At 61.9% G+C, this 23,027-nt stretch carries 23 protein-coding genes; 10 read left to right on the top strand and 13 right to left on the bottom strand.

Annotated elements, in window-relative coordinates:
• Positions 1–46: 46 nt before the first annotated feature.
• Both ACYBHZ_RS05655 and trpD read left to right on the top strand, forming a co-directional pair.
• The gene (locus ACYBHZ_RS05655) at positions 47–634 is read left to right on the top strand and encodes an anthranilate synthase component II (RefSeq protein ID WP_460273265.1); all 588 of its coding nucleotides are present in this window, start codon (positions 47–49) and stop codon (positions 632–634) included.
• A complete protein-coding gene (gene trpD / locus ACYBHZ_RS05650; RefSeq protein WP_460273264.1) occupies positions 631–1,647 on the top strand; it encodes an anthranilate phosphoribosyltransferase in 1,017 nt (338 codons plus the stop codon). The genes ACYBHZ_RS05655 and trpD overlap by 4 nt, the downstream gene beginning before the upstream one ends.
• 133 nt (positions 1,648–1,780) lie before the next feature.
• On the opposite strand, the gene ACYBHZ_RS05645 is transcribed toward trpD, so the two are convergent.
• From ACYBHZ_RS05645 to ACYBHZ_RS05610, 8 genes are all read right to left on the bottom strand, one after another.
• Positions 1,781–3,175, bottom strand: coding sequence for a TRAP transporter large permease (locus ACYBHZ_RS05645; protein ID WP_460273263.1), 1,395 nt, complete (start codon positions 3,173–3,175; stop codon positions 1,781–1,783).
• Between the two features lie 5 nt (positions 3,176–3,180).
• Complete coding sequence (locus ACYBHZ_RS05640) at positions 3,181–3,870, bottom strand: TRAP transporter small permease (RefSeq protein ID WP_460273262.1); 690 nt, start codon at positions 3,868–3,870, stop codon at positions 3,181–3,183.
• Between the two features lie 127 nt (positions 3,871–3,997).
• Positions 3,998–5,005 carry a DctP family TRAP transporter solute-binding subunit gene (locus tag ACYBHZ_RS05635; protein WP_460273261.1) on the bottom strand — a complete coding sequence of 336 codons (1,008 nt, stop codon included), beginning with the start codon at positions 5,003–5,005 and terminating at the stop codon, positions 3,998–4,000.
• 295 nt (positions 5,006–5,300) lie between these two features.
• Positions 5,301–6,302 (bottom strand): DctP family TRAP transporter solute-binding subunit, encoded by a 1,002-nt coding sequence (locus tag ACYBHZ_RS05630; protein WP_460273260.1) that lies wholly within the window; start codon positions 6,300–6,302, stop codon positions 5,301–5,303.
• Positions 6,303–6,419: 117 nt separating this feature from the next.
• Positions 6,420–6,686, bottom strand: coding sequence for a Txe/YoeB family addiction module toxin (locus ACYBHZ_RS05625; protein WP_460273259.1), 267 nt, complete (start codon positions 6,684–6,686; stop codon positions 6,420–6,422).
• A gap of 21 nt (positions 6,687–6,707) precedes the next feature.
• Entirely contained in the window at positions 6,708–6,872 is a 165-nt protein-coding gene (locus ACYBHZ_RS05620) for a type II toxin-antitoxin system Phd/YefM family antitoxin (protein WP_460273257.1), read from the bottom strand.
• Between the two features lie 90 nt (positions 6,873–6,962).
• Positions 6,963–8,192 (bottom strand): sigma-54-dependent transcriptional regulator, encoded by a 1,230-nt coding sequence (locus ACYBHZ_RS05615; protein WP_460273256.1) that lies wholly within the window; start codon positions 8,190–8,192, stop codon positions 6,963–6,965.
• Positions 8,179–10,011 carry a sensor histidine kinase gene (locus tag ACYBHZ_RS05610; protein WP_460273255.1) on the bottom strand — a complete coding sequence of 611 codons (1,833 nt, stop codon included), beginning with the start codon at positions 10,009–10,011 and terminating at the stop codon, positions 8,179–8,181. The genes ACYBHZ_RS05615 and ACYBHZ_RS05610 overlap by 14 nt, the downstream gene beginning before the upstream one ends.
• Before the next feature lie 60 nt (positions 10,012–10,071).
• On the opposite strand from ACYBHZ_RS05610, the gene ACYBHZ_RS05605 reads away from it, so the two are divergent.
• The 5 genes from ACYBHZ_RS05605 (at position 10,072) to lexA (ending at position 15,079) form a co-directional block, all read left to right on the top strand.
• Positions 10,072–11,259 carry a cytochrome P450 gene (locus tag ACYBHZ_RS05605; RefSeq protein ID WP_460273254.1) on the top strand — a complete coding sequence of 396 codons (1,188 nt, stop codon included), beginning with the start codon at positions 10,072–10,074 and terminating at the stop codon, positions 11,257–11,259.
• Between the two features lie 158 nt (positions 11,260–11,417).
• Positions 11,418–12,218: an indole-3-glycerol phosphate synthase TrpC gene (gene trpC / locus ACYBHZ_RS05600; RefSeq protein WP_460273253.1), complete on the top strand. Its 801-nt coding sequence runs from the start codon at positions 11,418–11,420 to the stop codon at positions 12,216–12,218.
• Between the two features lie 9 nt (positions 12,219–12,227).
• A complete protein-coding gene (gene moaC / locus ACYBHZ_RS05595) occupies positions 12,228–12,716 on the top strand; it encodes a cyclic pyranopterin monophosphate synthase MoaC (protein ID WP_460273252.1) in 489 nt (162 codons plus the stop codon).
• Positions 12,717–13,889 (top strand): molybdopterin molybdotransferase MoeA, encoded by a 1,173-nt coding sequence (locus ACYBHZ_RS05590; protein WP_460273251.1) that lies wholly within the window; start codon positions 12,717–12,719, stop codon positions 13,887–13,889.
• A gap of 482 nt (positions 13,890–14,371) precedes the next feature.
• Positions 14,372–15,079: a transcriptional repressor LexA gene (gene lexA / locus ACYBHZ_RS05585; RefSeq protein ID WP_460273250.1), complete on the top strand. Its 708-nt coding sequence runs from the start codon at positions 14,372–14,374 to the stop codon at positions 15,077–15,079.
• Here the strand turns inward: lexA and ACYBHZ_RS05580 are convergent.
• Positions 15,073–17,310, bottom strand: coding sequence for a ComEC/Rec2 family competence protein (locus ACYBHZ_RS05580; RefSeq protein WP_460273249.1), 2,238 nt, complete (start codon positions 17,308–17,310; stop codon positions 15,073–15,075). The two genes, lexA and ACYBHZ_RS05580, sit on opposite strands and share 7 nt — an antisense overlap.
• Positions 17,311–17,390: 80 nt before the next feature.
• Here ACYBHZ_RS05580 and gltX point away from each other — a divergent pair, with 80 nt between their 5' ends.
• Entirely contained in the window at positions 17,391–18,824 is a 1,434-nt protein-coding gene (gene gltX, locus ACYBHZ_RS05575) for a glutamate--tRNA ligase (protein ID WP_460273248.1), read from the top strand.
• 129 nt (positions 18,825–18,953) lie between these two features.
• On the opposite strand, the gene ACYBHZ_RS05570 is transcribed toward gltX, so the two are convergent.
• The gene (locus ACYBHZ_RS05570) at positions 18,954–19,079 is read right to left on the bottom strand and encodes a hypothetical protein (protein WP_460273247.1); all 126 of its coding nucleotides are present in this window, start codon (positions 19,077–19,079) and stop codon (positions 18,954–18,956) included.
• Here ACYBHZ_RS05570 and ACYBHZ_RS05565 point away from each other — a divergent pair.
• On the top strand, positions 19,078–20,376 hold the full coding sequence (locus tag ACYBHZ_RS05565) for a citrate synthase (protein ID WP_460273246.1): 1,299 nt from the start codon (positions 19,078–19,080) through the stop codon (positions 20,374–20,376). The genes ACYBHZ_RS05570 and ACYBHZ_RS05565 overlap by 2 nt on opposite strands.
• 78 nt (positions 20,377–20,454) lie before the next feature.
• Here the strand turns inward: ACYBHZ_RS05565 and ACYBHZ_RS05560 are convergent, their stop codons facing one another.
• Positions 20,455–20,919 carry a hypothetical protein gene (locus ACYBHZ_RS05560; protein WP_460273245.1) on the bottom strand — a complete coding sequence of 155 codons (465 nt, stop codon included), beginning with the start codon at positions 20,917–20,919 and terminating at the stop codon, positions 20,455–20,457.
• 70 nt (positions 20,920–20,989) lie between these two features.
• On the opposite strand from ACYBHZ_RS05560, the gene ACYBHZ_RS05555 reads away from it, so the two are divergent.
• Complete coding sequence (locus tag ACYBHZ_RS05555; protein ID WP_460273244.1) at positions 20,990–21,442, top strand: MarR family winged helix-turn-helix transcriptional regulator; 453 nt, start codon at positions 20,990–20,992, stop codon at positions 21,440–21,442.
• A gap of 5 nt (positions 21,443–21,447) precedes the next feature.
• On the opposite strand, the gene ACYBHZ_RS05550 is transcribed toward ACYBHZ_RS05555, so the two are convergent.
• Together ACYBHZ_RS05550 and ACYBHZ_RS05545 are read right to left on the bottom strand one after the other, a co-directional pair.
• A complete protein-coding gene (locus ACYBHZ_RS05550; RefSeq protein WP_460273243.1) occupies positions 21,448–22,224 on the bottom strand; it encodes an enoyl-CoA hydratase-related protein in 777 nt (258 codons plus the stop codon).
• A gap of 80 nt (positions 22,225–22,304) precedes the next feature.
• Complete coding sequence (locus ACYBHZ_RS05545; RefSeq protein WP_460273242.1) at positions 22,305–22,874, bottom strand: DUF2087 domain-containing protein; 570 nt, start codon at positions 22,872–22,874, stop codon at positions 22,305–22,307.
• Positions 22,875–23,027: the final 153 nt, after the last annotated feature.

Here is a 23,027-nt window from a genome sequence, read left to right as displayed (position 1 = left end):
CGGCCTGTTTTTCCGGCGCTTTCGCCTGTGACAAGGACTGCACCTCATGCTGCTACTGATCGATAACTACGACAGTTTCACCTATAATCTCGTCCATTACATCGGCGAGCTGGGGTGGCAAGCGAAGGTGGTGCGCAACGACGCCTTGAACGTGCAGGAAGCCATGGCGCTGCGCCCCACGGGCATCGTGCTCTCCCCCGGCCCGAAAACGCCGACCGAGGCGGGCATCTGCGTGCCGCTGATCCATGCCGCCGCGGAAGCGAAAATTCCGCTCTTCGGCGTCTGCCTCGGCCATCAGTCCATCGGCGAGGCCTTCGGCGGCGACGTCGTGCGCTGCCATGAAATCGTTCACGGCAAGATGGGCGAGATTTATCACGAGGGCAAAGGCGTCTTTGCCGGCCTGCCCTCGCCGCTTCTGGGCACGCGCTATCATTCGCTGGTCGTGGACCGCGCCACCCTGCCCGACTGTCTCGAAGTCACGGCAGAACTGAAAGACGGCACCATTATGGGGCTGCGCCACAAGGAGCTGCCCATCGAAGGGGTGCAATTCCACCCCGAGAGCATCCGGTCCGAACACGGGCATGAGATGTTCCGCAATTTCCTGAGCCAATTGAAAGAGGACGAACCGGCATGAGCGATGCGATGAAACCCCTGATTTTCGCGGCATCCGAAGGACCTCTGAGCCGAGCGCAGGCCGAACAGGCCTTCGATCTGCTGTTCAAAGGCGAAGCCACCCCGGCCCAGATGGGCGGCTTTCTCATGGCGCTGCGTGCGCGCGGCGAGGCCGTGTCGGAATATGCCGCCGCCGCCAAGGTGATGCGCAATCACTGCGTCCATGTTTCCGCCCCCGAAGGCGCCATCGACATCGTCGGCACCGGCGGCGACGGGCTTGGCACGCTCAACATCTCCACCGCTTCGGCCTTTGTCGTCGCGGGCGCAGGTGTCACCGTGGCCAAACACGGCAACCGCAACCTCAGCTCCAAATCCGGCTCCGCCGATGCGATGTCCGTCAACGGCATCAACGTCATGGTCGGCAAGGATGTGGTCGAAGAAGCGATCAACGAGATCGGCATCGGCTTCATGATGGCCCCGATGCACCACCCGGCGATGAAATACGTCGGTCCGGTGCGTGTGGAGCTTGGCTGCAAAACCATCTTTAACATCCTCGGGCCGCTCACCAACCCGGCGGGCGTCAAACGTCAGCTCACCGGCGCGTTTGCCCCCGACCTGATCTGGCCGATGGCGGAAACGCTGCAAATGCTCGGCTCCGAGAAAGCCTGGCTGGTCTATGGCCATGACGGCATGGACGAGGTTTCGATCACCGGCGCGACCTCTGTTGCCGCGCTGGAGAACGGCGAAATCCGCTCGCTCGAAATCCACCCGGAAGACGCAGGCCTGCCTGTCCACCCGCTCCGCGACATCCTCGGCGGCACGCCGGAAGAGAACGGCGTCGCGATGCTGAACCTTCTGAAAGGCGAACTCGGTGCCTATCGCGATGCGGTTCTGATGAACTCCGCCGCCGCTCTGGTGGTGGCTGACAAAGCGAGCACCCTCAAAGAAGGCGTCGAGATCGCCTCCGAGAGCATCGCCTCCGGTGAAGCGCTCAAACGCCTCGAAGCTCTGGCGGAGCTGACCTCCCGCCACTGAGTTTCCTTTGTGCTTTAAATACTCGCGGCGCGCCCTCCCCACAGGGCGCGCCGTTTTCTTTTGAGTATTTGCCGCACAAAGGAGACGAAAAAGGGGCCCGAAGGCCCCTTTCCTGTTTCAGATCGAACCGGGATCAGTTCGTTATGATTTCCGGCCCCATCAGCGTTGTCGGCAGGAAGGTCGAGATCGCTGGCACATAGGTCACGAGGATCAGGAAGACGAAGAGGATCGCAAGGAACGGCAGAGCTGCGCGGACCACGGCCATCATCGGCATCCCGGCCACGCCGGAGGTCACGAAGAGGTTGAGACCCACCGGCGGGGTGATCATGCCGATCTCCATGTTCACCACCATGATGATACCGAGGTGGATCGGATCGACGCCCAATTCGATGGCGATCGGGAACACCAGCGGCGCGACGATCACGATGAGACCCGAGGGCTCCATGAACTGACCACCGATCAGCAGGATGACGTTGACCATGATCAGGAACATGATCTTGCCGAAACCGGCCGAGAGCATCGCTTCCGCGATCTGCTGCGGGATTTGTTCGTCGGTCAGCACGTGTTTCAGGATCAGCGCGTTGGCGATGATGAACATCAGCATGATCGTCAGCTTGCCCGCATCGAACAGCGTGTGACGCGTGTCCTTGTGGAAGAAAGCGGTGATCAGCGCCTGCGGTTTCTTGAACAGCGCCACAGGTCCGGTGCCGTCACGATCCGCCAGCGGCCCCATGTCACGATAGATGAAGGACGCAACGAGGAAGGCGTAGATGGACGCCACGGCGGCGGCTTCGGTCGGCGTGAAGATCGCACCGGTGATGCCCGGAATGCCGTAGATGCCGACCATGATGATGACGATGAGCATCAGGCCCCAGAAGGCTTCGCGGAACGCACGCCCGATCTCGCCCCAACCGGCCCATTCGCCTTTCGGCAGGTTCTTGATCCGCGCGATGACATAGATCGCCAGCATCAGCATGGTACCTGCCAGAATACCGGGGATGACACCGGCAAGGAACATCCGGCCCACGGAGACGTCAGTCGCGGAGGCGTAGACCACCATCACGATGGACGGCGGGATCAGGATGCCCAAGGTGCCCGCGTTGGCGATGACACCGGCGGCGAAGTCCTTGGTGTAGCCCATCTGGCGCATCGCCGCGATGACGATGGAGCCGATGGCCACAACGGTCGCCGGAGAGGAGCCGGACAGGGCCGCGAAGATCATACAGGCGAAGACACCCGCGATCGCCAGACCGCCGTGGAAGTGGCCGACACAGGCAATCGCAAAGCGCACGATGCGTTTGGCCACGCCGCCCGTGGACATGAAGCTGGACGCGAGGATGAAGAACGGAATGGCGAGGAGCGTGTAGTGCCCGGCCATCGCTTGGTAGAGAGACTGGGCCACCGACGCCAGAGAAGTGTCGGAAAAGACCAGCAGGAAGATCATGGAAGACAGGCCGAGAGAGACCGCGATCGGCACACCGATCAGCAGCAGGCCGATGACCATGACAAAAAGAAATACGACGTCCATTGTTATTATTCCTCGTATTCGCCGTGCGCCACGCGCTCGACTTCGTCTTCGGCCTCATGCGAGACGATGAGACTGGATTGTTTGCCCGTGACAATGCGGATCGTGGCCTGCACCACGCGCAACAGGATCAGCGCCGCAGAGAAGGGAATGATGAAATAGGGAATGACGCGCGGCAGCTTGTCATAGGTGTCGCCATAGTTGATGGCATCCTCCAGCCAGCGGAAAATCCCCAGCATCGGCACCTGATCGGTGACGTAGAAGGCCCGATCGCGCACGTTCTCGGTGAAACCGAGCGGGAACCAGCGGCCTTCGGTCGGCTGCAACGCGGCAAAGGGGGCCCAGTAGTCCCAGGCGCCTTTCATCAACAACCCAGCATAGGCCAGACAGGCGATGGCGGAGATGATGGCGAGCACCCGCTGACCGCGTGACGGCAGGATGTTGATCACCGCGTCGACGCCCAGATGCGAGGTCTTTTTGAACCCGTAGGAAATCCCCAAAAGCACGAGCCATGCGAAGAGGATCAACACCACTTCGAGACCCCAGATCAGGGAATGGTTGAATACGTAGCGCAGCACCACGTTGACGAAGGTGATGAGCGTCATCACACCGAGGATCGAGGCGATGATATTTTCTTCGAGCGCGTCGAAGAACTTCGCCAATGGCGTTTTCGGCTGATTTTCCTGATATTGTGTCATGGAGATAGACCCCTATTGTCCCTCTTTGCCCCTCCTCGCGAAGCGGCGACATCCGGGCCTTTCCTTGGGCCGGATGTAGGCAAGGCCCCCTATGACGAGGGCCCTGCCATCTCATTCACAAAAGCACTTAGTGCTTGGCGTTGATTTCCTGAGCCAGCGCGATGTTGTCGGCGCCGACGTCATCCGTGAACTTCTCCCAAACCGGCTTCATCGCATCGACCCAGTCCTGACGCTGCTCCGGCGTCAGTTCACGGATCACGCCACCGGCGTCGAGAAGCGCCTGACGGTTGTCGGCATCCACTTCGCTGATCGCGGCGTTGCGCTCGACGGTCACCTCGTGGAGGATGGTCGCAAGCTGGTCGCGGATGTCGGCGTCAAGCCCTTCCCACCAGTCAACAGAGGTCACAACCATGTAGTCCAGAAGACCGTGGTTGGTCTCGGTCACACCGTCCTGCACTTCGAAGAACTTCTGGCCGTAGGTGTTGGACCAGGTGTTTTCCTGACCATCGACAACGCCGGTTTGCAGCGCGCCGTACACCTCGGAGAAGGCCATCGGCTGCGGGGATGCGTCGAGCGCGTCCATCTGAGCGACGAGCACGTCGGAGGGCATCACGCGGAATTTGAGGCCTGCGGCATCTTCCGGCTCAAGCAGCGGCTTGTTGGCAGAGAATTGCTTCAGGCCGTTGTGCCAGAATTCGAGGCCCAGAAGACCGCGGCGCACCATGGCCTCTTTCATCGATTGACCGGCATCGGAGTTCTGGAACTCTTCCACGGCATCCATGTTCTTGAACATGAACGGCAGGTCGAAGATGCGGAACACTTTGGTGAAGGTTTCGAATTTCGACAGGCTCGGCGCGGCCATCTGAACATCGCCCTGAAGCATGGCTTCGAGCACCTGGTCATCGTTGTAAAGCGTGGAGTTCGGGTAGACCTCGACGCAGACCTTACCGTCCATCTCGGCATTCACACGGTCGGCGAACAGCTGGGCTGCGATGCCTTTCGGGTGTTTGTCGGTGTTGGTGACGTGGCTGAACTTGATCACCATTTCGCCGTCATCGCAGCCAGCGGATGCAAAAGCGGTGGTCGCGGTCACGGAAAGCGCCAGAGCGGTGGCGGCGGTCGTCAGAAATTTCATGGGTGTCCTCCCTGTCATGAAATCATATGTCGGTTCCGGTGGCGGGACGTTTCGGGCCCGTCTCACTCGAAAGAGAGGAAACAAATTCATCCCCACCCCGACAAGTATTCCTATGCGAAAGATGAAACTTTCTTGAAACTGCAAGAAATTCAGCTGCTTACGGGAGGACAAAAACGCATATCAGCCATGCGCCCCACGCAAGTGTGCGATTCTCCGCACGCACGAAAATTACGTGTGTGCGGAAAGTCGCACAGTCCGACTCATCACTGGATGACAAAGCCGGATTTCAACCCCGTCAGTGGCGCGCGTTGATCTCCTGCGCAGCAGCGATGTTTTCAACACCCACCTCGTCCTCGAACAGTGTCCAAACGGGTTTCATGGACTCGACCCAAGCCTCGCGTTGCTCCGCCGTCAGTTCACGCACCACACCGCCGGCATCGATGATCCCCTGCTTGGCTTCCATGTTGACGCGCTCGGATTCGCCGTTCCGGGCCACAGTCACCTCGTGAAGGATGGTTGCGAACTGCGTGCGCACATCTTCGGGCAGGCTGTCCCACCAATCGACCGAGGTCACGACCATATAGTCCAGAAGCAGATGGTTGGTTTCCGTCACCCCGTCCTGAACCTCAAAGAACTTTTGGCCGTAGATGTTGGAATAGGTGTTCTGCTGCCCGTCCACCACGCCGGTCTGAAGCGCGCCGTAAACCTCCGGGAAGGCCATCGGCTGCGGGTTGGCCTTGAGCGCACGCATCTGCTCGATGATCACCTCGGCAGGCTGCACGCGCATTTTCAGCCCCTCAAGATCCGACGGCATCAGAACCGGTCGGTCCGCCGTGATCTGTTTCAGCCCGTTGTGCCAGAACTCAAGGCCCAAGAGCCCGCGCCGCACCATACCCTCTTTCATCTCCTGCCCGGTTTCCGAGTTCTGGAACTCGTCCACGGCGGCGATATTCTTGAACATGAAGGGCAGATCGAAAATGCGGAACTGTTTGGTAAAGGTTTCGAATTTCGACAGGCTCGGCGCAGCCAGTTGCACATCGCCCTGCAACATCGCCTCAAGCACCTGATCGTCGTTATACAGCGTGGCGTTCGGATAGATCTCCATACAGGCCTTGCCGTCCATTTCCGTGTTCACCCGGTCCATCAACAGGTTCGCTGCGATCCCCTTCGGGTGTTTGTCGGTGTTGACGATATGGCTGAACTTGATGACGATCTCGCCCGGATCACAGGCCGCCACAGCGGCACCGGCAGACGAAAAGATGGCGCTGGCCGCCAGCGCGCAGGTCAGAAATTTCATGATGTTACCTCCCTAAGGTCTCCCGGAAACACATCCCGTCCGGATCGTCCGCAGGAAATCGATTACCCTAGGGCAACGCAAGGTATCGGGTGATACTTTTGCAGAACGCAAAAGGTGTTAGTAGTGATAACGCATCTGGGCAATTTGCAGCGCCTGCGCCGCACCAGAACCGCTCCCCCGATACACCAGTCGGTCCTCGCACGTGATCCGGCGCGACCACCAGCCCTTTAGATCGCCCTTCAAAGGCTCAGGTTTGCCGGTGCCTTGAAAGGCATGGCGCTGACATTCCTTGATCAACCCGTTCACGCGCGCCAACACACGCGGATCGTTCGCCTGCCAGTGAAGGTAATCCTCCCAAGCTTCATCGGAGAAAACGTGTTTCATCGTCCGTACCTTACGCGTGCCTTACGGTTCGATCAGGTCGCGTTCGGTCCCCTCATCCGCGTCGAGCTGAACCATAGAGGCATGAAGACGTTTCGCGTTCTTCGGCGAGGACAAAAGATGCAGCGTTTCCTGGATAGAGGCCCAGTCCTCGGCAGAGCGCACGTCGCTCATGTTCATCACGGCCATTTGGGTGTCTTTCGAAAGCAAACTTATGCTCTCTACATATGCCTCAAACAATATGTACAAAAAATTGTACAAGCCAAGCGTGCGGCCCGTTTATCGATACTCCTCCGCCCGCACCCCATGCCGGGCGAGCTTGTCGTAAAATGTCTTGCGCGGCAGTTTGAGGCCTTTCGCCGCCTCGGTCGCGTTGCCCTTGTGGCGCTGCAAAGCTGCCATCAGCAAGGACCGCTCCACCTGCGCCAACTGTTCAGCAAGGCCAAGCTCCTCCTGTGCCTCACCTTCCGTGAGCCCCATCGCAAAGCGCATCGCCGCGTTCATCAGGGAGCGCGCGTTGCCCGGCCAGTCCTGCGCCATCAGGCGGGAGATGACATCCGGGGTGATCTCCGGCACGGGCAGATCGCTCTGCTCGCAGGCGATGTTGACGTAATGGCGGAACAGCACCGGAATATCCTCCGGGCGCTCTCTGAGCGACGGGATCCGGATCACCGCCGCCTCCAGACGGTAGAAGAGATCGGGCGAGAACCGCCCCTCCGCCGCCTCGACCGACAGGTCCGCATAAGTCCCAGCAATGAGCCGGGGCCGGTCATGGGTTTCTAATAACTCCAGCAAGGTGAACTGCGCCGGACTGGTGAGCTGGGCGATCTCATCGAGAAACACCGAGCCGCCCTCCGCTTGCTCGAACGCTTTCGTCAGCATGTCCGGCGTCATCGCGGAGCCGGAGAATTTCAGAAACGGCGCCATTGATCCGGCCGACAGAAGGTGCACCACCTCGGCCATCTTCGCCGTGCCCACCCCCGGCTCACCGGTCACCAGCACATCCGAGGCCGACCGCGCCACCGTCCGCGCCGCATCGCGCATCTTCACCGCAAGCTCCGAAGTGCCGCGCAAAAGCCGGGCAGCGGCGTCGCCTTGTTCGACCTGTCGCTTGAGCCGCCGGTTCTCAAGCACCAGCCCGCGCGTTTTAACCGCCTTCTCAACAACGGCTATCAAGTCTTTGGGGGCGCAGGGTTTTTCCAGAAAGTCAAACGCCCCCGACGAAATCCCACGCACCGCCATCGGCACATCGCCTTCGCCCGTCAGCAAGATCACCGGAAGCTCCGGATCGACCTTCTGCGCGAATTCCAAAAGCGCGAACCCGTCCTTACCCGGCATCCGAATGTCGGAAATCACCACGCCCGGAAAGTCGCGGGAGATATGGTCCTTGGCCTCAATGTAACTGCCCGCCAAGGTCGGTCTGAGATCAGCGAGTTCCAACGTCTGCCCCAAGGCCTCGCGCACGGAGGCGTCGTCATCCACCAGCAGAACCCTGTCAATATGCGCCATCACGCCCCTCCTGTCCGGTCAGATTGGCCGGCTGCAATTCCACGGTAAAGATCGCCCCGCCCTCGGGCCGGTTCGCGCCTCTGATCCGTCCGCCGAAGCTTTGCACCAGCCCGTAGGAAATCGACAGGCCGAGCCCCATGCCCTGCGCCGCGCCGACCTCTTTGGTGGTGTAGAACGGATCGAAAATCTTCTCGGGCTCGGAAATCCCCGCCCCTGTGTCCGCCACGGTCAACCGAGTCGGCGTTCCGGGGACACATTCAATCGTGATGCGCTTTTCACTCGGCTGGCGCGTCTCTTGGGGGCCGTCTTCCAGCTCCATCGCCTCGGCACTCGCCATCGCATCCACCGCATTTGAGAGAAGGTTCATCACCACCTGCTGAAGCCGCACCTCGCCGCCACGCACCCAGACCTGCCCCGTCGGGTTCCAGTCCAGCGTCACCCCGGCGCGCGACATCTTCGCCTGCGTCATTTCCAGAGCCGCCTCAATCACCGACGTCAGCTCGATATTGCTCACGGTTTCCGGTTCCTGCCGGGCGAAGGCGCGCAGGTTCTTGATGATCCGCCCCATGCGCCGCGCCAGTTCCGATATGCGCAAAAGGTTGTCCCCCGCCTTCTCCGGATTGTCCCGTTCCAGAAAGGCCTGCGCATTCTCGGCAAAGGAGCGGATCGCCATCAGCGGCTGATTGAGTTCGTGGGAAATCCCGGCGGACATCTCGCCCAGCGCCGAGAGTTTGCCCGCCTGCACAAGATCGGCCTGCGCACGTTTGAGACGCGCTTCGGCCTCGTGGCGCTCATGCACCTCATGCTGCAATTCGCGGTTGGTCAACTCAAGCGCTTCGGTCCGCGCCGCAACCCGCGCTTCAAGCCGGGCATTGGCCTCCGCCAGCGTCCGTCTGCGCTCCATCGCGAAGAACAGGAACGCCGCAAAGACCAGCGCCAGAGCCGCCGCCATCCCGGCCTGCAACCCCGCCAGCGCAATCACCGGGCGGAGGTCCAAAAGCAATTCGGCGGTGAGCCCCACCACCGGCAAAGGTTTCGTCAGATGCAACGCGGGCGTCGGAATATAAGGCCCCATGTCATGGGTCCAGATTTCATGCCCCGCGATCCCATACGCGCCCCGAACCGGCAAAGGCCCGCCAGAGCCACCCTTGAGCACAAGCTCGGAGCGGTTGGCCACAAAGACCACGCCATAATCGTCGGTGAAATAGATCGCAGAAGGTTCCGAGGGCCAGCCCCATTCCAGCAAGCCCACATCGACAGAGACCAGCACGGCAGCGATCGGCGGCCCTTCCGGCGAGAACACGGGGGCGGCGAAAAGATAGCGTCTGCGATCTTGCTGATCGACGAAATGCGCGATGCCCAAAGCCCCGTCCATTGCCCGTGACAGCGCGGCCTGCGCGCCTTTCGGCAGCTCCATCTCCCCCGCCGCGCCCAAAACATCGTCCGCGCCGGAGACCACCAGCATCGAGGAGGCCCCGGTCTTGTCCAGCATCCCTTGCAACAGGTCTTCGGCCATCTCGGCGGGCACGCCCCCACCCTGCGTCATCTCAAGAACCGTCGGGTGATCGGACAGGAACACCCCCAATTCGCGGTAGCGTTGCAGGCCCGTGGTCAAACGGTCGGCAGAGAGCGTCAGATCAGACGTGCCCCGCGCCGCCGCCTGATCAAGGGCCGCGCGAAAGGAAAAGGCAAAAACGCCAAGTCCAAAAATCACCACGACCAAAAGCCCCGCCAATGCCCTCAGCAGGCGGCGGCGGGGAGCGTGGCGGTCGGCTTCGGCGGAAGCCCCACCCGAAAGAGGCAGGTCTTGTGACGTCATCGTGCGAACTCTAGAAACTCCCGCTTGCAAAGGGAAGCGCTTGCGATAAATCTCGCGGCCATGAAACGCTTTACCCTCTCCCCGCAAGATCCTGCCTTCGTGCAAAACCCCTATCCGTTCTACGACCGGCTTCGGTCTGGAGGCGATATGGTCTTTTGGGACGATCTGAACCTTCCCGTGGTGGCGGGCTATGACGGGGTGTCGATGGCTCTGCGCGACAATCGCTTTGGCCGGGAGGCGCCCGAGGGGTTCGAACCCGATATTCCGGAGCGCCTGCGCGCCTTCTACGACATCGAAGACCATTCCATGCTCGAACTGGAAGGCGACCGGCACAAACGCCTGCGCTCTCTGGTGCTCCGCGCCTTCACCTCGCGCCGGATCAAAGCCTTGATCCCCGATCTCGAAGAGATCACCAACGATCTCATCGACCAGTTCCCGCAGGACGGCGCACCCTTCGATCTTATGCCCGCCTTTGCCAAAATGGTCCCGGTGCGGATCATCTGCCGCCTTCTGGGTGTCCCCGAAGAGATGAGCGAACAGCTACTCGCATGGTCCAACGCCATGGTCGCGGTCTACACCCCCGCGCGCACGCCGGAGATCGAAGAGGCCGCTTCCAAAGCCGCGACCGAGTTCTCCGCCTTCATGCGCGGCTATGTGGAAACCCGCCGCACACAACCCGCCGATGACCTGATCACCTCGCTGATCACCGCCGAGGAGGAAGGCGAAAAGCTCACCACGGATGAGCTGATCACCACCTGCATCCTGCTGCTGAACGCCGGGCATGAAGCCACCGTCCACAGCCTCGGCATCGCGGTCAAAACCCTTCTCGAACAAAACACCCCGCGCGATTTCCTCGCGGAGGACAAGATCGACGGCACCATCGAAGAACTGCTGCGCTTCGATCCGCCGCTGCACCTGTTCCAGCGCTGGGTCTATGAGGACACCACCTTCCTCGGACAGCCGCTCAAACGCGGGGACAAGATCGGGCTGCTTCTGGCCGCCGCCAACCGCGATGAGGACGGCTGGGACAATGCCAATCAGTTCGACCCGCGCCGCAAGGTGAAACAGAACACCTCTTTTGGCGCAGGCATCCACTTCTGTGTCGGCGCGCCGCTCGCGCGGCTTGAAATGCGTGTCGCCCTGCCGCTTTTGTTCGAACGCTGCCCCAACATCCAACTCGCCGAGCCGCCGGTCTACGCCGACACATGGCATTTCCACGGATTGTCAAAACTGATGGTGCGGCGCTGATCTCCTTTGTGCCGAAAATACTCGCCGGCCCAAAATACTCAGCCGGCGAAAATGCTCGAAGACCAGACCATGAGTATTTCACGCACAAAGGAAACACGCACAAATGAAACACACATTGCCATCTTCCCTTAACCGCCCCCGCAAGGTATCTCTGCCCCATGGCTAATGTTCTCGACAAAATCAAAGCTTACAAACTCGAAGAAGTCGCCGCGGCGAAACAGTCCGTGAGCCTCTCCGAGCTTGACGCTCAAGCCTCCGTTCAAAGCCCCACGCGCGGCTTTGCCAAGGCGCTGCAATCGGCCTCTCAAACGGGCTATGGTCTCATCGCGGAGGTCAAGAAAGCCTCACCGTCCAAAGGGCTGATCCGCCCGGATTTCAATCCGCCCGCGATCGCCCGCGCCTATGAGGCAGGCGGCGCGACCTGTCTGTCGGTTCTGACCGATGCGCCGTCGTTCCAAGGCTCGCCCGAGTTTCTCAAAGCCGCCCGCGCCGAGGTCTCCCTGCCCGTTCTGCGCAAGGACTTCCTCTATGACACCTATCAGGTCGCCGAGGCCCGCGCCTGGGGCGCCGATGCGATCCTCGTGATTATGGCCTCCGTCGATGATGCGCTGGCCGCCGATCTTGAAGACGCGGCCTTTGGCTACGGCATGGATGTGCTCATCGAGGTGCATAACGCCGAAGAGCTGGACCGCGCGCTCAAGCTCAAATCCCCGCTTCTGGGCGTCAACAACCGCAACCTGAAGACCTTTGAAACCACGCTCGACACCACCCGTGAGTTGTCGAAACTGGCCCCTGAGGATCGCACGCTGGTCTGCGAAAGCGGGCTGTTCACCCCAGCCGATCTTGCCGACATGTCCGGCTATGGCGCGCGCTGTTTCCTCATCGGCGAAAGCCTGATGCGCCAGGACGATGTCGAGGCCGCCACCCGCGCGCTGCTCGCCAATCCGGTTCCGGCGTAAGGGGGCGACATGGCGGAACTCACCCATTTCGACGGCGAGGGCAACGCCCATATGGTCGATGTGTCCGGCAAGGCGGTGACCAACCGTCTCGCCACCGCCGAAAGCGCCGTCAAAATGCGCCCGGAGACGCTGGCGCTGGTGACCCAAGGCACGGCGAAAAAGGGCGATGTTCTGGGCGTGGCGCGTCTGGCTGGCATCATGGGCTCGAAACGCACCTCTGATCTGATCCCGCTCTGTCATCCCCTGCCGATCTCCAAGGTGACGCTAGATCTGGAGCCCGACGAGAGCCTTCCGGGCATTCGCATCCGGGCGACCGTGAAGACCTCCGGCCAGACCGGCGTGGAGATGGAAGCGCTCACCGCCGCCTCCGTCGCTGCCCTCACCGTCTACGACATGCTCAAAGCCGCCGAGAAAGGCATGGAGATCGTCCAGACCCGTTTGTTGCGCAAGGAAGGCGGCAAATCCGGGATTTATGAGCGCACGAAAGAGACTGACTAAATGATTACCGTCGCGGAAGCGCTTGAGAACGTGTTCAAACTGTGCCGCCCGCTTGGCACCGAGCGCGTCGCCCTGCGCGCGGCGGCGGGACGGGTTCTGGCCGCAGATGCGGTGGCGATGCGCGATCAACCGCCCTTCGCCTCCTCCGCCATGGACGGCTACGGCGTCTGCGCCGATCACCCGGCGCTTGGCGACAGCTTCACCGTCATCGGCGAAAGCGCCGCCGGGCATGGCTACGCCGGTCCGATTGGCGCGGGCGAGGCCGTGCGCATCTTCACCGGCGCGCCTGTGCCCGAAGGCGTCATCCGCGTGATCATCCAAGAGGACGTCAACCGCGATGGCGATGTGATCACCGTCACCGAGACCCTGTCCGAGAACCGCAACATCCGGCCCCTTGGCGGCGATTTCAAATCCGGCGACCGCGTCAGCGCCCCGCGCCGCCTCTCCGCCCAAGACATCAATCTTTTGGCCGCGATGAACATTCCCGAGGTCTGCGTCACCCGCCGTCCCGTCGTGGCCCTGATCGCCACCGGCGACGAATTGGTCATGCCCGGCGACACGCCCGGCCCGTCGCAAATCATCGCCTCCAATTCCTTCGGCCTCGCCGCCATGATCGAAGCGGCGGGCGGCATCGCCCGGATGCTCCCCATCGCCCCCGATGACGAAGACATGCTGGCCGAGACCTTCGCACTGGCCGAGGGGGCGGATATGATCGTCTCCATCGGCGGGGCCTCCGTGGGCGATCACGATCTCGTCGGCAAAGTGGCCGAAAAGCTCGGGCTGGAGCGCGCCTTCTACAAGGTCGCCATGCGCCCCGGAAAACCTTTGATGGCGGGCAATCTGAACGGCGCCGTGATGCTCGGCCTGCCCGGCAATCCGGTGTCCGCCATGGTCACGGCGCAGCTTTTCCTGCTGCCCGCGCTGGCGGCACTGTCGGGCCTGCCTCCGGCTCCCGCTCCCCGGATCAAGGCAACGCTTTTGCAGGACATTACCGCCAACGGTCCGCGCGAACATTACATGCGCGCGGTTCTGTGCGATGAGGGCGTGACGCCCTTCGACAAACAGGACAGCTCCCTGATGTCGATCCTGTCAAACGCCAACGCGCTTTTGGTGCGCCCTGCCGGAGATGCGCCCCGTGCGGCGGGAGAGACGGTGGACGTGATCCGTCTCTGACGGCCTCACGCCCCTCCGACACAAGACTGACAGGCAAAATCCCGTCATCTTCGCGCGTCTCGCGGCCCTACCCCGCGATTTCGGTAACGATGTCTTAACCATGTTCCCCTCTACTCCCTGAAAAAGCGTGCCAAGACGCGTTCGATCAGAACGGGAGAGGAACATTGACACATTTCGGGAACAGCGGTAGAACATTATCAGAACATGCCAAGAAACCCGTCTGGGGACTGACGGATATTGGTGGGCCTGTCGCTTTTGGTCGGAAACACAGGGGTGCGATGGAAACGCAGCACCCCGCATCTTCCGCCAAACTGCGCATCTCTGGGGCAGTCGCTCCGGTTCCGGTCCATTATATCCAACGCGCAAGCGGTGCGACCGCGACCGCTCCCACAGCCGGGCAGACAGATAACATGGCCTGCGCCCCTCGGACGGACACGCCGCAACAGGGGCCAGCGGAGAGGCCAAGACAGAGGAACGAGCCGATGCTGACGAAAAAGCAACTCCAGCTTTTGGAGTTCATCAACACCCGCCTGCAAAAAGACGGCGTTCCGCCCTCTTTCGACGAGATGAAAGAAGCGCTCGACCTGCGCTCCAAATCCGGCATTCACCGTCTGATCACGGCGCTGGAAGAGCGCGGCTTCATCCGCCGCCTCGCGCACCGCGCCCGCGCCATCGAGATCGTGAAACTGCCCGAAAGCCTTGGCGGCGCGCCCTCTGCGCCGACTGCGGGCTTCAATCCCCGTGTGATCGACGGCGACCGCCCGGATCACACCCCGCCCGCCGCGATGGACATCGAAACCGTGACCGCGATCAACCTGCCGATCATGGGCAAGATCGCCGCCGGTGTCCCGATCGAGGCGGTGTCCGACGGCGCGATGAATGTCGCTGTTCCCGGCTCCATGCTCTCCGGGCGCGGCAATCACTATGCGCTTGAGGTCAAAGGAGACTCCATGATCGAGGCCGGGATCAACCACGGTGATATCGTGGTCATCCGCGAAACCTCGCAGGCCAACAATGGCGATATCGTCGTCGCCATGGTCGAAGGCTATGAGACCACGCTGAAACGCTACCAGCGGCAGGGCAACATGATCGCGCTGGAGGCTGCAAACCCGGCGTTCAAAACCCGCGTTCTGCCCGCCGATCAGGTCGAGGTTCAGGGCAAGCTGGTCGGTCTGATCCGCAGCTACTGAACCAAAGCGCCTTTTCCAAACAAGACCCGCCGCACGCACCCCGTGCGGCGGTTTTCGTTTGCGGCGATGGTGGTGAACGGCACCGCGCCCTGATCTCCAAACCGAAAGCGCAGCCCCATCACCTCTGTTAGCAACGCCTTACGAACCTCTCGCGCCGAAACCGCCCTGTCTCCGCGCAGGTCCGGCGTGTTCCAAAGCCGGACACCCGAGGCGGCATAGGCCGTGCGGAGCACGACCGCCTCCCCCTCCTCGGAAATCGCCAGAGCACCACTGTCGCGAAGCAGGCTCAGATCGGCCAAAAGGCACGGTCCCGGCCTTGCCCCTTCCCAGATCTGGTTGACGATCACGAGATCCGCCTCCGCACAGGCATCGCGCGCCGCCTCTTGCCACCCGCGCCCCGTCACATGGCGAATGCTCAGCGGGCCGACGTCCAAAACCGGCATCTGGCGGGCGGCGGCGGCCTCCTGATCCGGAACATCCCCGTCATTTTCCAACCAAACCCCGGCGGCAAACCCGCTGCCGCTTGGTTTCGACAAGGCGCGGCCTTCTAAGGTCATCCGCCCGACCAGCCCGCCATCGTCAGAAATCAAAAGCGCCGGACGCTCTGCCATCGTCCAAAGCCAGAACCCTGCCATCACGGCCACCAGCCCCAGCGATTGCGCGCGCCCGCGCCAGAGGATCACAAACAGAGCCCCGAGCGCGATGAGCGGCAGGGTGGCGGGTGGCGGCGCGGGAATGCGTGTCACCGCACCCTCCCATGACGACACGGTCGCGGCCACAAACAGGATCCAGCGAATGCCCCAGCCCATCACCGCAAGCCCGACCGCTTGCAAGCCCACGGGCGTCAGAACGAGGGCCAGAACGGCAGCGGGGATCACCATCGCGCCCATTAGGGGCACAGAGACCACATTCGCGATCAGCCCGAAATCCGCGATCCGGTTGAAATGCGCGGCGGCGACCGGAGCGGTGGCGATGCCTGCGACTGCCGAGGACAGCACGACGGTGACACTGGCTTTGCGCCAGCGCGGCCAATGCAACATAAGCTGCATCCGACGCAGGATGGAGAACACCGCAACGAGGGCCGTGGTCGCCGCGAATGACATCTGGAACCCCGGTTCGGGCAGAACTTCCGGGTGCAGCGTCAAAAGGATCAGCGCGGCGATGGCCACGGTGCGCAGCGAAATGGCCTGCCGGTCGAGCAACACGGCGATCAACATGACCGAAACCATCACAAAGGCGCGCTCGGTGGCGACATTGAACCCCGACAAGGCGAGATAGAACGCGCCTGCGACCAGCGCGCCAGCGGCGGCGATCTTCTTGATCGGCCATTTCAAGGCCGCGCCGGGGATCAGAGCCAGCCCCAACCGCAGCACAAAGAACACCACCCCGGTCAAAAGCCCCATATGCAGCCCGGAGATCGCCAAAAGGTGAGACAGGTTCGCGCCGCGAAGCGCCTCCGCCGTCTCCTGCGAAATCCCGGAGCGGTCGCCGGTGAGGATCGCAGCGGCGAAAGCGCCGGTCTGGCCGGGAAGTTTGCTCTGCAAATCCTTTGAGAGAACCTGCCGCAAACGATGCACCCAAAGCGCCGGGCTCGGGTCAATCTCGGCGGCGCGCAGCACCGGGTTGCGGGTATAGCCCACCGCACCGAGACGGTCGAACCACGCCATACGCTGAAAATCAAACCCGCCCGGCTCGGTCGGCCCCGGCGGCGGCGACAGATGCGCGGTCATGGCAAGGCGCAGGCCCGGTTCGGGCGTGACATACCCTTGTTCCCCGTGCAGGGAGACGCGCACCCGCGCGGGCGTGCGCAACGGGGCAACGTCATAAAGCACGACCTGATCCAGCGTCAGACGCAGCGCGTCGGAGGCCGAGCGGTCGATCTTGATCACCCGCCCCTCCACCGGGCCGTAATATCGAAATGTGAGAACGGGCTCCGCCACCATATGCGTGCGCAACCCCGCGATGAGAAACCCCGCGAGTGTGATGAGACAGGCCGTCATCACGGGGCGCAGACGCACCGCGCCAAACCGGGACAGAAATGCGGGCAGGACCGCGAGCAGAGCAGCAGCGGCGAAGAGCGCAAGCAACATCGCACGGGACGGCTCGTCACGCTGCGCAAAGAACAGGCCGATCCCGATGCCGTAGAAGACCGGCGTCCAGAGGAACAGCCGCCCATGCTGGCCCTCGATGAGGTCGAGCGGGATCTGTGCGAGTGTCCTGAGGGTGCGCACCCTTGTTTCCCCTTCCGCCTTCCCTTATGCCCGGTGACGAAAATCTTCCGCCATCATGGTTACCAAAGGGTTAATTTCCCATGTCCGACACCCAGCCCGCCGCCAAACCTATTGTCACCCGTATCGCGCCCTCGCCGACCGGTGACATGCACATCGGCACCGCCCGCACCGCATTGTTCTCCTGGCTCTACGCCCGCGGCCACGGCGGCACGTTTCTTCTGAGGATCGAAGACACCGACCGCGTGCGCTCCACGGAAAGCGCGACGCAGGGCATTCTCGACGGCATGGCTTGGCTCGGGCTCGATTACGATGGCGAGGCGGTGAGCCAGTTCGAACGCGCCGACCGTCACGCCGAAGTCGCCCGCGACATGCTGGCGGCTGGCAAGGCCTACAAATGCTTCTCGACGCAGGACGAAATCGAAGCCTTCCGCGAAGAGGCCCGCGCCAAGAAGGAAAGCACGCTGTTCCGCTCCCCCTGGCGCGATGCGGACCCGTCCACCTACCCGGACGCCCCCTATGTGATCCGCGTGAAAGCCCCGCGCAAGGGTGTCACCGTGGTCAAAGACCGGGTGCAGGGCGATGTGACGTTCAAAAACGACCAGCTCGATGACATGATCCTGTTACGTTCCGATGGGACACCGACCTACATGCTGGCTGTGGTGGTGGATGATCAGGACATGGGCGTAACGCACGTCATTCGCGGCGACGATCACCTCGCCAATGCCGCCCGTCAGATGATGATCTACGAGGCGATGGGCTGGCCGGTGCCGGTCTACGCGCATATCCCGCTGATCTTCGGGCCGGATGGCAAGAAAATGTCGAAACGCCACGGCGCGGTCGGCGTGAAGGAATATCAGGCGATGGGCTACCCGGCCGCCGGGATGCGCAACTACCTCGCCCGTCTGGGCTGGTCGCATGGAGACGACGAATTCTTCACCGATGCGCAGGCACAGGAATGGTTCGATCTCGATGGAATCAACAAAGCCCCCGCGCGCTTCGACACCAAGAAGCTCGAAAACATCTGCGGCCAGCATATTGCCATCATGGATGATGATGAAATCTTGAGCGAAATCGAGGGCTACCTCGATGCTGCTGGCGAGCCTGCCCTGACGTCAGAGCAAAAAGCGCTTCTGAAATCCGCGCTCGAAACCGTGAAGGGGTCTAGCAAGACCTACCCGCAACTCCTTGAAAAAGCACGGTTTGCCTTGGTGTCCCGCCCGATCGACATGGACGAAAAAGCGCAAAAACAAGTCGGGTCTGTATCCAACGGTATACTGGAAGAATTGACGCCGCACCTGCAAAGTGCTAGCTGGAACCGCGACGCATTGGAGGAGGCCGTCGGCCATGTGATGGCAGCGCGTGAACTCGGGTTCGGCAAGGTGGCCGGCCCTCTGAGATCCGCACTCGCAGGCCGCACAGCAACCCCAAGTGTGCTCGACATGATGGTCGTTCTGGGCCGCGAGGAAACCCTCGCGCGGATTGGAGATTTCATGGCAGCCGCGTCAGAGGAGTGACCGGGGCGTTCTAGAGACGGTCACGAGCGAAATTCAGACCGGACGTCAAACTCCGGTCAGCACCCGGCAGCTCCGCAGGCGTCAAAGCGCCCTCCCCGGAGACCAAGGGTCAGAATTGGGCCCGTCTATTTAGGACGGGACCTGAGCCAAGACGGTGTCCGGGGTCCGCCCGGGCGTCCGCGTGACCACCAGCGGCTCTTCCGCCGCCTGCAAAAGCAGGACGGGGAGCGAGCCGCCAACCGAAGGAACGACCATGGCAGACACTCAGAAGACTGCGACCCTGACGCTTGACGGAAACTCTTACGACCTTCCCGTCCTTTCGCCCAGCGAAGGCCCGGATGTTCTCGACATCCGCAAGCTCTACGGTCAGGCCGGTGTGTTCACCTACGACCCGGGTTTCACCTCCACCGCGTCCTGCGACAGTGCAATCACCTACATCGACGGCGGCGAAGGCGTGCTTTTGCACCGCGGCTACACCATCGGCGATCTGGCCGAAAAATCGCACTACCTCGAAGTCTGCTACCTGCTGCTCTACGGGGAACTCCCGACCGCCGCTCAAATGGAGAAATTCGAGAACACCGTGACCAACCACACGATGGTCCACGAGCAGATGCTCAAGTTCTACACCGGCTTCCGTCGCGATGCGCACCCGATGGCCATCATGGTCGGTGTGGTTGGCGCCATGTCCGCCTTCTACCACGACTCCATCGACATTGCTGACGCCCACCAGCGCGAAGTGGCCACCATCCGTCTGATCGCGAAAATGCCGACGATCGCCGCGATGGCCTATAAATACACGATCGGTCAGCCGATGGTGTACCCGCGCAACGATCTCGACTACGCGTCGAACTTCCTGCACATGTGCTTCTCCGTTCCGGCTGAGAAATACGAAGTGAACCCGATCCTGTCGCGCGCTATGGACCGTATCTTCACGCTCCACGCCGACCACGAGCAGAACGCGTCGACCTCGACCGTGCGTCTGGCCTCCTCTTCGGGTGCCAACCCGTTCGCCTGTATCGCGGCTGGTATCGCATGTCTCTGGGGTCCGGCACACGGCGGCGCCAACCAGGCCTGCCTCGAAATGCTTCGCGAGATCGGCACCGTGGATCGCATCCCGGAATTCATCGCCCGCGCCAAAGACAAGAACGACCCGTTCCGCCTGATGGGCTTCGGTCACCGCGTCTACAAAAACTTCGACCCGCGCGCGACCGTGATGAAACAGTCCGCCGACGAAGTGCTCGAACTGCTGGGCGTTGAAAACAACCCGACGCTACAGGTCGCCAAAGAGCTTGAGAAACAAGCGCTGGCCGATCCGTATTTCGCTGAGAAGAAACTCTTCCCGAACGTCGATTTCTATTCCGGCATCATCCTCGAAGCCATGGGCTTCCCGACTGCGATGTTCACCCCGATCTTCGCGCTCTCGCGCACCATCGGCTGGATCTCCCAGTGGAAAGAACAGATCGAAGATCCGGCCATGAAAATCGGCCGTCCGCGTCAGCTCTACACCGGTCACGTTCAGCGTCCCTACGTCAACGTCGAAGACCGCGGCTGATCTCTTTCAGCCTTAGGAATTGGAAAACCCGCCGGAAACGGCGGGTTTTTCTTTTGTCGGTCTGGGGCGAGATAAAGCTCAGGCGCTGGCCATCCGACGCCGCCCAAGCCGAATACCGTCCCGCATGTTGAGGCTCAAAAGCGTGAGGTTGGTGGCGCCTGCGATCAGTTCGATCATCTGGATCGTGTAATAAATCGCCCCGCCCTGCCCCTGCATCGCCAAGGGCACAAGGACCAGCGCCGAAGGCAGCAGGACCACCACGCCGTTGAAGGCGATGATCTTCATGCGCCTCTGTTTCGCGGCGATGACCGGCCCGCGCATCTTCTGGCTCAGCCGATTGCCCGAGACCCCGGCGAGAATGAGCATCGGAATGAGTGCCAAAAGCCCCCATGCGATGGTGAGCTTGGTCATGGCGATCACGTATTTATCCCCCATGATCAACGTGATGACCGTCGAACTCCAGTTCGCGGCGATGATCAGAAGCCCCGCCGCGCCGAACAGCGCGTGAAGTTTCGGCAGAAAGGTCGGCACAAAGGTTGGCATGGTGAGTCTCCATATATATAGCTTGCTATTTAATATTGCATAGCTTGCTATATTGTGAAAAACAAGCCCCATGACCGAGACACTTCCACAGCCCGAATTTTCCCGTACCCGTTCCGAAGGCTATCAGGTCAACCTGATGGCCCGCCTTTTCGCCCGCGCGCTCCAGGCCCAGATCAAACCCTTGGGCCTCTCCACCGGCACCTTTCCCGTGCTGCTGGCGCTTTGGGACCGCGAGGGGCAGACACAGAGAGAACTGGTCAAGGAGCTGGGCGTGGAACAGGCGACCATGGCCAACACTCTCGCACGGATGGAGCGCGACGGGCTGATCACACGGCGCGCCCATGAGGCCGACGCGCGGGTGCAAACGGTCTGGCTCACCGATCATGCGAAAGCGTTGGAAAAGGCCGCGACCGAGGCCGCAACGGGCGTCAACGATCACGCCACAGCGGGCCTCACAGACGAAGAGCGCCGCACATTCGCGGCGCTCATGGCTCGGGTGATCAACACGCTTTCAGAGGGTTGAAAGGCTCAGCGCCCCTCATACTTGGGCTTGCGCTTTTCCAGAAACGCCAGCACGCCCTCTTTGAAATCCCGCGTCTGCCCGCAATGGTTCTGCAGCTTCGCTTCAAGCGTCAACTGCTGTTCCAAGGTATTGTCATAAGACGCGTGCATCGCTTCCTTGATATGGCGATAGGCCACGGTCGGGCCTTTGGCGAGATAGGCTGCACGGGCCTGCCAATGGGCCTCGAAATCGGCATCCGGCACCGCCTCGTAGATCATGCCCCACCGCTCCGCCTGCGCCGCCGTGATCTCATCTGCAAACAGCGCCGAGCCCATCGCCCGCGCCATGCCCACGACGCGCGGCAAGATATAGGTGCCGCCCGCGTCGGGCATCAGGCCGATGCGCGAAAACGCCTGCAAAAACACTGCCGAATGCGCCGCGATCACCACATCGCAAGCCAGCGCCAGAGACGCGCCCGCCCCCGCAGCCGCGCCATTGACGGCGGCGATCACCGGCACCGGGCATTCGTGGATCGCATGGAGCATCGGCTCATATTCATCGCGCAGCGTCCGCTCGATATCGGCCGTTGCCGCATCCACCCCGTCGCCGAGATCTTGGCCGGAACAAAACGCCCCGCCCTCCCCGGTCAGCACGATCACACGCGCCGAGCGCCCGCCATCGCGCACCGCATGGGTGATCTCCGCGCGCATCTGCGTGTTCAACGCATTCTTCACCCCCGGACGGTTCAGCGTCACGGTCGCGATGTCATTCTCCAGCGTGAAGCGGATGGTCTCATACAGCATGCGCGTCTCTCTCCCTGTTTGCGCTCAAGATAAGGGCTTGGGCCGCAAAAGGAAGAGAGACGCTCCGTCAAATGCCGCGCTTACAGCCCGAAGACGGCGGAGGGGCGCTCCGGCACCTCCGGATTGGCATGCCTGCGCCGGATGATCTCCCGGATCACCGCCTGCGCCGTGGCGTCGGGTTTCGCCTCAAGCCGGACATAGCGCGAGCCGTCCCGGTTGCGCTCCAACAGCCCGTCCTCGATCAAAGAACGCCGGATTTGCGCGGGATCGCGAAAGGCGGTCATGCTGTCGAACAGATCAGAGATCGCGCGCTCGGTGAACGCTGTGCGCGAGGGCACCTGCGCCCAAAGCGCCCAGAGGCAATGCTGGCGCACCTTGCGCTTGGTCGACCAGCTTTCCAGCAGCCCCTCAGAGCTGAACCGCGCCAAAGCACGGGTGACAGCCCGGCCCTCGACGGGCTCGACCGGATCGCTCCCGGCTTGGGTCGCTTTGAGATGCTGAAAATTGCGATAGCCGCCCGCGCGGGCAATCGCATTGAGCAGAGATTGATGTCCGGGCGCGCCATCGCCCCCGTCGTCAAACTCGGATTTCAGCGCCCGCGCAAAGGCGGACACATCGGGAAGAGTGAGAGAAATGGCCTCACGAGTCATCGGTAGTCTCCGTTGATCGCGTCAGTTGTCGTGCGGGGAGCTGCCCTTGGCCCACGCTGAAAGACGCGCGGATAGACCGGAAGGTTTTGAAAGCGGCAGGTTCAGCATACCCAAAAGGGCGGCAGCGACTCGGTGAACTGCGGACCGTGAGCC

This window comes from Celeribacter sp. ULVN23_4, assembly GCF_054788345.1.
The sequence above is the reverse complement of the archived record's forward strand: the minus strand, read 5'-3'. Positions and strand labels throughout refer to the sequence as shown.

Bases quoted from the DNA above. Each gene is read 5' to 3' on its own strand.
- gltX (WP_460273248.1), top strand. From the start codon at position 17,391: ATGTCCGACACCCAGCCCGCCGCCAAACCTATTGTCACCCGTATCGCG.
- ACYBHZ_RS05565 (WP_460273246.1), top strand. From the start codon at position 19,078: ATGGCAGACACTCAGAAGACTGCGACCCTGACGCTTGACGGAAACTCT.
- ACYBHZ_RS05655 (WP_460273265.1), top strand. From the start codon at position 47: ATGCTGCTACTGATCGATAACTACGACAGTTTCACCTATAATCTCGTC.
- lexA (WP_460273250.1), top strand. From the start codon at position 14,372: ATGCTGACGAAAAAGCAACTCCAGCTTTTGGAGTTCATCAACACCCGC.
- ACYBHZ_RS05605 (WP_460273254.1), top strand. From the start codon at position 10,072: ATGAAACGCTTTACCCTCTCCCCGCAAGATCCTGCCTTCGTGCAAAAC.
- trpD (WP_460273264.1), top strand. From the start codon at position 631: ATGAGCGATGCGATGAAACCCCTGATTTTCGCGGCATCCGAAGGACCT.
- ACYBHZ_RS05570 (WP_460273247.1), bottom strand. From the start codon at position 19,079: ATGGTCGTTCCTTCGGTTGGCGGCTCGCTCCCCGTCCTGCTTTTGCAG.
- ACYBHZ_RS05625 (WP_460273259.1), bottom strand. From the start codon at position 6,686: ATGAAACACGTTTTCTCCGATGAAGCTTGGGAGGATTACCTTCACTGG.
- ACYBHZ_RS05620 (WP_460273257.1), bottom strand. From the start codon at position 6,872: ATGGCCGTGATGAACATGAGCGACGTGCGCTCTGCCGAGGACTGGGCC.
- ACYBHZ_RS05545 (WP_460273242.1), bottom strand. From the start codon at position 22,874: ATGACTCGTGAGGCCATTTCTCTCACTCTTCCCGATGTGTCCGCCTTT.
- trpC (WP_460273253.1), top strand. From the start codon at position 11,418: ATGGCTAATGTTCTCGACAAAATCAAAGCTTACAAACTCGAAGAAGTC.
- ACYBHZ_RS05610 (WP_460273255.1), bottom strand. From the start codon at position 10,011: ATGACGTCACAAGACCTGCCTCTTTCGGGTGGGGCTTCCGCCGAAGCC.
- moaC (WP_460273252.1), top strand. From the start codon at position 12,228: ATGGCGGAACTCACCCATTTCGACGGCGAGGGCAACGCCCATATGGTC.
- ACYBHZ_RS05640 (WP_460273262.1), bottom strand. From the start codon at position 3,870: ATGACACAATATCAGGAAAATCAGCCGAAAACGCCATTGGCGAAGTTC.
- ACYBHZ_RS05615 (WP_460273256.1), bottom strand. From the start codon at position 8,192: ATGGCGCATATTGACAGGGTTCTGCTGGTGGATGACGACGCCTCCGTG.
- ACYBHZ_RS05590 (WP_460273251.1), top strand. From the start codon at position 12,717: ATGATTACCGTCGCGGAAGCGCTTGAGAACGTGTTCAAACTGTGCCGC.
- ACYBHZ_RS05645 (WP_460273263.1), bottom strand. From the start codon at position 3,175: ATGGACGTCGTATTTCTTTTTGTCATGGTCATCGGCCTGCTGCTGATC.
- ACYBHZ_RS05635 (WP_460273261.1), bottom strand. From the start codon at position 5,005: ATGAAATTTCTGACGACCGCCGCCACCGCTCTGGCGCTTTCCGTGACC.
- ACYBHZ_RS05630 (WP_460273260.1), bottom strand. From the start codon at position 6,302: ATGAAATTTCTGACCTGCGCGCTGGCGGCCAGCGCCATCTTTTCGTCT.
- ACYBHZ_RS05550 (WP_460273243.1), bottom strand. From the start codon at position 22,224: ATGCTGTATGAGACCATCCGCTTCACGCTGGAGAATGACATCGCGACC.
- ACYBHZ_RS05555 (WP_460273244.1), top strand. From the start codon at position 20,990: ATGACCGAGACACTTCCACAGCCCGAATTTTCCCGTACCCGTTCCGAA.
- ACYBHZ_RS05560 (WP_460273245.1), bottom strand. From the start codon at position 20,919: ATGCCAACCTTTGTGCCGACCTTTCTGCCGAAACTTCACGCGCTGTTC.